Origin of the sequence: Pseudomonas sp. (genome assembly GCF_026224925.1) — a bacterium.
Classification (GTDB): domain Bacteria; phylum Pseudomonadota; class Gammaproteobacteria; order Pseudomonadales; family Pseudomonadaceae; genus Aquipseudomonas.
In genome coordinates this window covers 1-8900 of sequence record NZ_JAMFRV010000035.1, presented here as the reverse complement: position 1 = coordinate 8900, position 8900 = coordinate 1, and the positions used below count along the sequence as shown (strand labels likewise).

General features: G+C 56.2%; 8 protein-coding genes and 1 tRNA gene. 6 read left to right on the top strand and 3 right to left on the bottom strand.

Annotated features, from left to right (window positions below; translation table 11 throughout):
- The coding region (locus M0974_RS01720; protein WP_297831870.1) for an AAA family ATPase at nt 1–1058 on the bottom strand (1058 nt) is incomplete at its 3' end.
- A gap of 221 nt (nt 1059–1279) precedes the next feature.
- On the opposite strand from M0974_RS01720, the gene M0974_RS01715 reads away from it, so the two are divergent.
- Nucleotides 1280–1789 carry a DUF1993 family protein gene (locus M0974_RS01715; RefSeq protein WP_297831867.1) on the top strand — a complete coding sequence of 170 codons (510 nt, stop codon included), beginning with the start codon at nt 1280–1282 and terminating at the stop codon, nt 1787–1789.
- A gap of 209 nt (nt 1790–1998) precedes the next feature.
- Nucleotides 1999–3159, top strand: coding sequence for an MFS transporter (locus M0974_RS01710; RefSeq protein WP_297831863.1), 1161 nt, complete (start codon nt 1999–2001; stop codon nt 3157–3159).
- Here the strand turns inward: M0974_RS01710 and nhaR are convergent.
- On the bottom strand, nt 3128–4045 hold the full coding sequence (gene nhaR / locus M0974_RS01705) for a transcriptional activator NhaR (RefSeq protein WP_297831860.1): 918 nt from the start codon (nt 4043–4045) through the stop codon (nt 3128–3130). The two genes, M0974_RS01710 and nhaR, sit on opposite strands and share 32 nt — an antisense overlap.
- Nucleotides 4046–4192: 147 nt before the next feature.
- Between nhaR and M0974_RS01700 the strand changes: the two genes are divergently transcribed.
- Nucleotides 4193–4936, top strand: coding sequence for a TerC family protein (locus tag M0974_RS01700; protein ID WP_297831857.1), 744 nt, complete (start codon nt 4193–4195; stop codon nt 4934–4936).
- A gap of 381 nt (nt 4937–5317) precedes the next feature.
- Nucleotides 5318–6007, top strand: coding sequence for a peptidase C39 family protein (locus tag M0974_RS01695; protein WP_297831854.1), 690 nt, complete (start codon nt 5318–5320; stop codon nt 6005–6007).
- A gap of 109 nt (nt 6008–6116) precedes the next feature.
- Here the strand turns inward: M0974_RS01695 and M0974_RS01690 are convergent, their stop codons facing one another.
- Complete coding sequence (locus M0974_RS01690) at nt 6117–7400, bottom strand: FAD-binding oxidoreductase (RefSeq protein WP_297831851.1); 1284 nt, start codon at nt 7398–7400, stop codon at nt 6117–6119.
- 184 nt (nt 7401–7584) lie between these two features.
- On the opposite strand from M0974_RS01690, the gene M0974_RS01685 reads away from it, so the two are divergent.
- Nucleotides 7585–7661: transfer RNA gene (locus M0974_RS01685), tRNA-Val, on the top strand.
- Between the two features lie 131 nt (nt 7662–7792).
- A partial coding sequence (locus tag M0974_RS01680; protein WP_297831848.1) for a multidrug effflux MFS transporter occupies nt 7793–8900 on the top strand: 1108 nt, incomplete at its 3' end.

Sequence of the window (8900 nt, the reverse complement as noted above, 5' to 3'; positions counted from 1 at the left end):
TCCTGCAGGGCAGACAAGGCGGATTGAAAAGACTGGGTAGACAGCTCTTTTTCCTCCGAGCTCGCACCCGCGATAGCCAGCGCCTTCTTATACAGCTCAATGGTAGCTGCCTCGAAGGGCGCGTACTTATCGAGTGTAAGCGCCATTACCTTCAGGACAGCCGATTGAAGCGGGGTCAAATTGTGCACTGTGCGCATCAATTCTTCGGTGGGCTCTGCCGCTTTGAGGCTGGCCTCTTCCTTGAACTGAGCCAAGCCTACATCGTCTTGAATAGGATCGAACATCATGGCAAAGCTTCCTGCGGCGGAGAGCAGTATCTCCGGCCTGTAACCATGGGCGACGAATATGGGCATCACGTCCGCTGCTTTGAGAGTGAAAGGCAACTCGATGGTGTCGCAAAACCACTCAACGAAACTCATATCCAACATTTGGAACTGAGCGGTTTGCGCGCCGTAGAAGGCTTGGTCCTTACTGGCGGTCATAAGTGACAACTTCGCTCGGTTAGAGCCGGTGCAGATAACTCGTAGCCCGTGGTGCCTCGAACTGTTCAGCTCATCGCGGGCGGCTTTGAGCGCAAACATCGCGCTTTCACCGAGTTTCGAGGTTTGGGTCTGCTGCGCCTCATCGATGATCAGAACGATCATCTTCCGGGTTTCTTGCGATAGGGCCTCAAGCGCGTCCTTTAGCGATAGCTCCGAGTCGCCGCCAAGGCCAACCTTGTTCAGATCGAACTGGAAGCTTGCGACTTTGAAATTGCTCAGGCCAAGTTTTTGCGCCAAGGTCGTGATTGCGCCGTTATGCGTGGTCAGCTCCTGGCGTATTTGCTTAACAATCTCTTGGCCAGGATCACCGACGGTGTCGTCCCATAGGTCGACATAGATCACCACGGCGCCACTGGCCTCCAGAGCAGGGCGCAAGTCTTCACGCACAAAGGTCGATTTGCCGACACGCCGCGGTGCCGATAAAAACAAACCAGAAGCTGCCGGATTGATCCCGTCAGCCTTAAGGATCATTTTTGAGTAGTTGGCAGCAAGCATGGGTCGATTGAAGACTGGCATGGTGCACCTCGTTTTATAGTGAATTATTTAAGATTATTTGCGATTATTGACAATTATCTAATAAATCCAAGGATAGCCATTATTGGGTTTTATTGCCAATTATTGACGATTATTGAACTGGCTAGTCGGCGAGCGTTGAGCAAGCCCTCCGCGTTATAAAAGACCAGCCGCTTCACTGTCCGCCATGGCTATAATCACGTACCTTAAATCCAGGAACTGTCATGACTATTTCCCTGTACGCAACCTCCATCCCGGTTTTCAAGCAAATGCTTTCCGCGCTGAGCGACGTTCTGGCCAAGGCTGACGCGCATGTCACGGCTAAATCCATCGAACCTGATGCGCTGCTGCAAGCGCGCCTGTTTCCGGACATGTTCCAACTGGTTCGCCAAGTGCAAATCGCCGTTGATTTCGCCAAAGGCGTATCGTCTCGTTTGGCTGGCATAGATGCACCGAAATATGACGATTCGGAAAAAACCTTCGCTGATCTTCAAGCGCTGATCGCCAAGACCCTGGCTTTCCTCGCCACCATTGAGCCTGAGCAGATCAACGGCCAGGAAGATCGTGAGATCATCACCCGTCCGGGCACGCCGAAGGAAAAACGCTTTGATGCTCAAACGTACCTGCTGGGTTATGGCCTGCCGCAGTTCTTCTTCCACGTCACCACTACGTACGCGATCCTGCGCCACAACGGCGTTGAAGTCGGCAAGCGCGACTTCATGGGTTCGTATTGATTCGTTGAGTACGCTGTACCGTTGACACCGAACCCACTGTAGGAGCCAACTTGTTGGCGATATGAACAGCACCGTGGTTGCACCTAGACCGCGTCGCTTGCTTCGCCAACACGTTGGCTCCTACAGATTCGGGTATGACAATATCCCTCTTGCCGTTTCCCCTACAGATCTTTCTCCCGACTGATCTGCGTCGTTGTTCTGGAGCTTTCATGTTGTTCCCCATTTTGCTGTTGTCGGCCGCCGGTTTTACCGTGCTGACCACAGAGTTTGTCATCGTCGGTCTGTTACCTGCCATTGCGCGTGATTTGGATATCAGCGTGTCGCAAGCCGGCCTGCTGGTGACCTTATTCGCGTTCACGGTGGCCACCTTCGGTCCCTTCTTGACTGCCTATTTCTCGCGGTTTGAGCGCAAGCGCCTGTTTGTGACGATTCTGATCCTGTTCGGTTTTTCTAACGTGCTGGCAGCGCTGGCGCCCAATATCGAGGTGATGGCTTGCGCACGGCTGCTGCCTGCGTTGGGGTTGCCGGTGTTTTGGGCGTTGGCGAGTGAAACGGCTGTAGACATCGTTGGCCCTGAATACGCCGGGCGAGCTGTTTCCAAGATTGGCTTTGGTATCGTCTGTGCGACGGTATTTGGTATTCCAGTAGGCACGCTGATCTCCGACGCGTTTGGCTGGCGCAGCGCCTTTGCGATCCTTGCGGTGGTGGCCTTTGCCAAGGCCTGGCTGCTATGGATTTACTTGCCCGCTACACAGAAGCACAAAGCGCCGGTGTCCCTTTTTAGTCAGTTCAAGATTCTGCGTAGCCCCTTGATGCTTGGGCATGTGTTGTTGTCGGTACTGGTCTTTAGCGGGATGTTCACGGCCTATACCTATCTTGCGGACATGCTCGAGCGTTTGGCTGGGTTTAACGGCACGGTAGTGGGTTGGTGCTTGATGGGTTTTGGCGCCGTGGGCTTGCTGGGTAATTCGTTGGGCGGGCGAATGGTGGATCATCACCCGTTGATTGCCAGCCTGGTGTTTAGCGTGTTCATGATCACTGGCATGGTGGCCGTCGTTCCGAGCATGCACTCGGTTCTGGGCCTGGCATTGGCGTTAGGGGTTTGGGGCATTACTCAAGCGGCGTTGTTTCTGGTCAGCCACGTCCGGCTGATGAAGGCCGCCCCCCATGCGCCAGCGTTTGCTGCCTCGTTAAACATCGCGGGCGCCAATCTCGGTATCGGCGTCGGCGCAATCATTGGTGGGCGCGTCATCGACCATCTCGGCCTTGGCAGCCTTGGCTTCGCGGCGGCAGGCATTATCTTGCTGTCGATCGTGCTGGCGCTGTGGATGATGTTTTTCAAGGCTGTGCCACTTGGTCGAGCGGCGTAAACAGCTCGCGTCGAGCACCTTCGGTGATGGCCACAATACCTGGGTGCTTGATTTTGCGTTCCACTGAAATAGCGTAAAAAGATTCGGTCACCGCGTCGGTTTGACCGATTAACTGCACCCCATACTGTGCCTGCACCTCGTCCGCGATCACGCTGGGTGCAATGAAAATGCCGCTGCCGGATTTGCCGAAGGCTTTCATCAGTGCGCTGTCATCGAACTCGCCGATGATACGCGGCCGAACATTTTGCTCGGCAAACCAACGCATCAAGCGAGTGTGGACCACTGTGTCCTGGCCCGGGACCAACAGCGGTGCGCCCTGCAAACCTGCGGGGAAGTCAGGGCCGTAGCGTTCGGCCAGCTCCTTAGTCGCAAAAAAGCTGATGCCACTTTCGCCCAGTTTCTGGCTATAGCCTTTAATGTCCAAGTGCGAGGGCATTGGGCTGTCGGAGATCACTAGGTCCAGGCGTTGTATGGCCAAGTCGGCAAGCAAGCGCTCTAGCTTGTCTTCACGGCAGGTAATACGAATGGGCTCGGCCAACTCCATGGTGGGGGCGATTAGCCGGTAGACAATCGATTTGGGCACTACGTCCGCGACACCGATGCGAAACAGAATGTGCTGCTCATCTGGCTGAGCGCGAAGCAGGGCTTCCAGTTCGCCGCCTAGCTGGAACATCTGCTCAGCGTAGGGCAGGGCTACACGGCCTGCCTCGGTCAACTCCAATTGCCGACCGACGCGGCGAAACAAATCTATGCCATACGTCTGCTCTAGCAGGCTGATTTGCCCGCTGATGGTTTGCGCTGTCAGGTTCAATTGTTCCGCGGCGCGAACGATGCTGCCGGTCTTTGCCACTACCCAGAAGTAATGCAGTTGTCGGTAATTGAGCATGAAATCGCCGATTCGTAAAAACCGAAGTATATACGGTAGAAATACGAATTTTCCTGATGTATTTGTCTGGCTAGAATGCCGGCTGTCGTTTGGCCTTATGTCCAGGCACATCAATCAACGTTTCAGGCTGAATCAGGGTTCTCACACATGGAATATCTTTTACAACTGGCCGCCAGTCCTACGGCCTGGATTGCCTTGGCAACGTTGGTCGTCATGGAGATCGTGCTGGGCATCGATAACTTGATATTCATTTCTATCCTCACCAACAAACTGCCTGAACATCAGCGTGCCAGGACCCGACGCATCGGTATCAGCATGGCGCTGATTCTGCGACTGGCTTTGCTAAGTACAGCAGCGTATATCGTGCGATTGACCGAGCCGCTGATCGAAGTGTTCGGTCAGGTATTTTCGTGGAAAGACATTATCTTGATCGCGGGTGGTCTGTTCCTGTTGTGGAAAGCCACCACCGAGATTCACCACAGTGTTGCGCTCAAAAGCGAAGATGAAACGGTCGCCAGTGGTGGCGTAACACTGACCTTCGCTGCGGCCATCGGCCAGATTCTATTGTTGGACATGGTCTTTTCCATCGACAGCATCATCACTGCCGTGGGCATGACCGAGCATTTGCCCATCATGATGATTGCTGTGATCGCAGCGGTTGTGGTGATGCTGGTGGCTGCGGAACCCTTGGCGAAGTTCATCAACGACAACCCAACCATCGTGATGCTGGCGCTAGGTTTCTTGATCATGATCGGTATGACCTTGATCGCCGACGGTTTTGGCATGCACATACCAAAAGGCTACATCTACGCAGCCATGCTGTTCTCGGCAGTGATCGAAGGGTTGAACATGCTGTCGCGCAGGTCGAAGCAGAAGAGGGCGGTTAATTAATGCGAGGACAGTGGTCGGTGTCGCCGCGCTGAGGTTTTCTCAGTAGCGGTCAGCTGAATACGTGGGTGATGGCGGCGAGAAATGCGCATCACCCCCCACAACATGGCTAAAGCCACCGCTAACCAAGCCGCGACCAGCATTATAATTGTCATTCCCAGGCTCATGCATCCCCCGACATTCTGACGGTCTGCGTCTGTATAATCGACAGTCTAGTTCAGGGTATGTTTCCGTCTGTTGACCTATGGTCCTACGCTCATGACCGATTTGATCTATTCAACGGCAAAAACTGTCGAATTCGAGCTATACCCAAGGCGTGAGGCGTCCTATGATCGGTGCCAAGTCGGATCGCGGGTTGTCCGGCGCTAGTTTAAGCGAGTGAACATGCTGCTGGTATTACCTCGATTTCGTGCCGTCAAGACCAGGCGAGCTGGTCTGGTATTAGCGTTACTCATGTCTCTTTCAGCCTGCTCAAGCGGCGTGAGCCCTGCGATGCAGCGCTTGCCGGATCGGGTCGAATTGAATTCGGTGCCATTCTTCCGGGGCAAGATCTACCAAAGTGGTCCGGGCGTGTTGGCCGCCATGTTGTCGCAACAAGGCGTGATCATCACCCCGGGATTGCTGGACAAGCCGCTGCAGTTACCGGGAGACGAAGCCAAGCTTGAACAGAATATGCAAGCCTTGGCACGCCAATATGGCTTTATGGTCTACCCGCTGGATAAAGAACTGGACGTGCTGTTGACGCAAGTCTCTGCCGGGTTCCCGGTCATGCTGCGTATCACCGAAGGCTCTGCGTGGTGGTCCAAGCCACGCTATGCCATTTTGATTGGCTATAACCGCAACAAACAAACAGTGTTGCTGCATGCCGGCATGGACCGTCGACTGTTGATGAGTTTCAGCAGCTTCAACTCGGCCTGGAAAGACGCCGGGCAATGGGCTGTCCTGATTCAGGGGCCGCGTCAGCTTCCGGCGCAGGTCGATCAGCAACGCTGGCTGAACGCGGCAAAGGACTTGGGTCAGGCTGGGCAAGAACAGGCCGCCAGTGAAGCGAGCAAGGCCCTCAAGGCGCAGTAATCGCTATCTAAATGACATCTGTAGGAGCCAACTTGTTGGCGAGAGGTTTGACGCGGTCAGCCTGATACGACGCCTAGCCAACAAGTTGGCTCCTACAGGTGAATGGTCATCAAACGCCAAACTTATCCCGCAACGCGTAGTACCAGGCGCCCAGCGCCGTAAGGGGCGTGCGTAACAACTGTCCGCCAGGGAACGGGTAGTGGGGAAGGCCAGCAAACGCATCGAAACGCTCAGCTTGCCCGCGCAAAGCTTCGGCCAATACTTTGCCGGCCAGATGGGTGTACGTCACTCCGTGGCCGCTACAACCTTGGGAGTAATAGATGTTGTCGCCGAGTCGCCCCACTTGCGGCAAGCGTGAAAGGGTCAGCAGGAAGTTTCCGGTCCATGCGTAGTCAATCTTCACCTGTTTAAGCTGCGGGAACGCCTTGAGCATTTTCGGGCGAATGATCGCTTCAATATCAGCCGGATCCCGCGCGCCATACACCACACCGCCGCCGAAAATCAGGCGTTTGTCGGCAGAGAGACGGTAGTAGTCCAGCAGGTAATTACAGTCCTCTACACAGTAGTCCTGTGGCAAAAGGCTGTGTGCCAACTCGTCACTCAACGGTTCAGTGGTGATGACCTGGCTGCCGCACGGCATGGATTTCGCCGCCAACTCCGGCACCAAATTGCCCAGATAAGCATTGCCGGCAACAATCACGAAGCGCGCCTTGACCTTGCCATGTTCGGTATAAACAACCGGATTGGCGCCGCGCTCGATACGGATCGCTGCCGATTGCTCATAAATGACGCCGCCCAGTGACTCCGCAGCGGTAGCCTCGCCCAATGCTAGATTGAGCGGGTGAATATGGCCGCCGCTCTTATCGAGCAGGCCACCCAAGTACAACTCGCTTCCGATAGCCTGCCCGATGCGGCGCTTGTCCATCAACTCCAGCTGGGTATGACCGTAGCGCTCCCACAGCTTTTGCTGCGACTCCAGATGACCCATCTGCTTGGGAGTGATTGCCGCAAAGATCCCGCCATCCTTCAGGTCGCATTGAATCTGATATTTAGCCACCCGCTCGCGGATGATCGCCGCGCCCTCGAAGGCCATGTGCCCGAGCAACTGCGCCTGCTTGGGTCCGACGGTGCGCTCAATCACATCGATATCACGGCTATAGCTGTTGACGATCTGACCACCGTTGCGCCCGGATGCGCCGAAGCCGACTTTGGCAGCCTCCAGGACCGTCACGCGAAATCCGTTTTCCAACAAGAACAGGGCGCTCGACAGCCCGGTATAACCGGCGCCGATGATGCAGACGTCGGTGTCCACCTCACCATCCAGCCTTGGGCGCTCCGGGGCTGAGTTCGCGGACGCGGCGTAGTAAGACGGTGGGTAGGGTGTGTTCGTCATCCTGCAACCTCTGTTCTGTATTTTTTACGGGCGTCCAGATCCTACCTTAGAAGAAAACCCGCCACCAGTAAGCGCTGAAATCACGCCCTCTGGAGGAGTTAAAAAAAATACGCGTATTCATGGAGTTAGCGTGAAAAAAGAGGTTGACACACATGCAGGTATCCGTAGAATGCCGACCCACAGCAGGCACGTAGCTCAGTTGGTTAGAGCACCACCTTGACATGGTGGGGGTCGTTGGTTCGAGTCCAATCGCGCCTACCAAACAAAATCCGCTCTGCTGGGCGGTCTAGAAGGGGTTCACCGAAAGGTGAGCCCCTTTTTTGTTGCGGATATAGACAAGAAATAGGGCGATCCCCTACAGTTGCCAGCCTACTTGTTAGGTTGCTATCTATATGCCCGCTATCGCTGTGCCACCGCGTCCTCGTGCCCCCCTTTGGTTATTGGTGCTCATCACCCTCAGTGGCACATTGGCGATGCACTTGTTTGTTCCGGCACTGCCTGCCGCCGCCCTGGCGCTAGGGGTGGACAGTGCCGCGATGCAGCGCACCATCAGTATTTACATTCTCGGCCTTGCGTTCGGGCAACTGGCCTATGGGCCGCTGTCCGATGGCCTAGGGCGCAGGCCTTTATTGTTGGTGGGCCTGAGCCTATACACCATCGCGGGTTTTTGCGCAGCGTTCGCCGGTGATCTGCACACCTTGGTGCTGGCGCGGTTGATCCAGGCCCTCGGCGGTTGCGCGGGGCTGGCACTGGGGCGAGCCATCGTGCGCGACGGCGCGAAGCTGGAGGACGCGGTTCGCGACCTGGCGACGTTGAACTTGATGATGATGATTGGCCCGGGGTTTGCGCCGCTGATGGGCTCGCTCATCAGCGAACACCTGGGATGGCGGGCGATTTTCCTGGTTTTGGCCGGGCTGGGTGCGGTGACCCTGCTGTGCACGGTTTGGCTGTTGCCGGAAACATCTACCCCCAGCGGACAGGTCAGTGTTCGGGCATTGTGCCGCGATTATTCACAGCTGTTGCGCTCACCGGTGTTCCTGGGCTTCGCCGTGGGCGGCGCGTGCATGACCACGGCCATCTATGCTTTTATCGCGGCGGCGCCTTTCATCATCGGCACCGAACTGCATCGGCCGTTGAGTGAGGTGGGGATCTACCTGGGCCTGGTGATCGTCGGCATGTCGTTGGGCAACGCGTTGACCCGCCGCTTGATCCGAGTGGTGTCGGTGGAGCGGCTGCTGATGGCTGGTGCCTGGCTGAGTACTTGCAGCGCCGTGTGCCTGTTGGTGGCAGTGTTGGCCGGAGGAGCATCGGTGGCCTGGATCATCGGGCCGGTCAGCCTGTTTGCCGTGGGTGCGGGCCTGGCCAGCCCTGCTGCTCTGAGCCGGGCGTTAAGCGTGGACGCCCATTTGACGGGCTCGGCGGCAGGGCTGTACGGGTTCCTGCAAATGGCGGTGGGAGCGTTGTGCACTTTCGCCGTCGGTTTCGGGCGCGACCCGGCGC

Coding starts and splice junctions, on each gene's coding strand:
- M0974_RS01700 (WP_297831857.1), top strand. CDS start 4,193: ATGGAATATCTTTTACAACTGGCCGCCAGTCCTACGGCCTGGATTGCC.
- M0974_RS01715 (WP_297831867.1), top strand. CDS start 1,280: ATGACTATTTCCCTGTACGCAACCTCCATCCCGGTTTTCAAGCAAATG.
- M0974_RS01710 (WP_297831863.1), top strand. CDS start 1,999: ATGTTGTTCCCCATTTTGCTGTTGTCGGCCGCCGGTTTTACCGTGCTG.
- M0974_RS01695 (WP_297831854.1), top strand. CDS start 5,318: ATGCTGCTGGTATTACCTCGATTTCGTGCCGTCAAGACCAGGCGAGCT.
- nhaR (WP_297831860.1), bottom strand. CDS start 4,045: ATGCTCAATTACCGACAACTGCATTACTTCTGGGTAGTGGCAAAGACC.
- M0974_RS01690 (WP_297831851.1), bottom strand. CDS start 7,400: ATGACGAACACACCCTACCCACCGTCTTACTACGCCGCGTCCGCGAAC.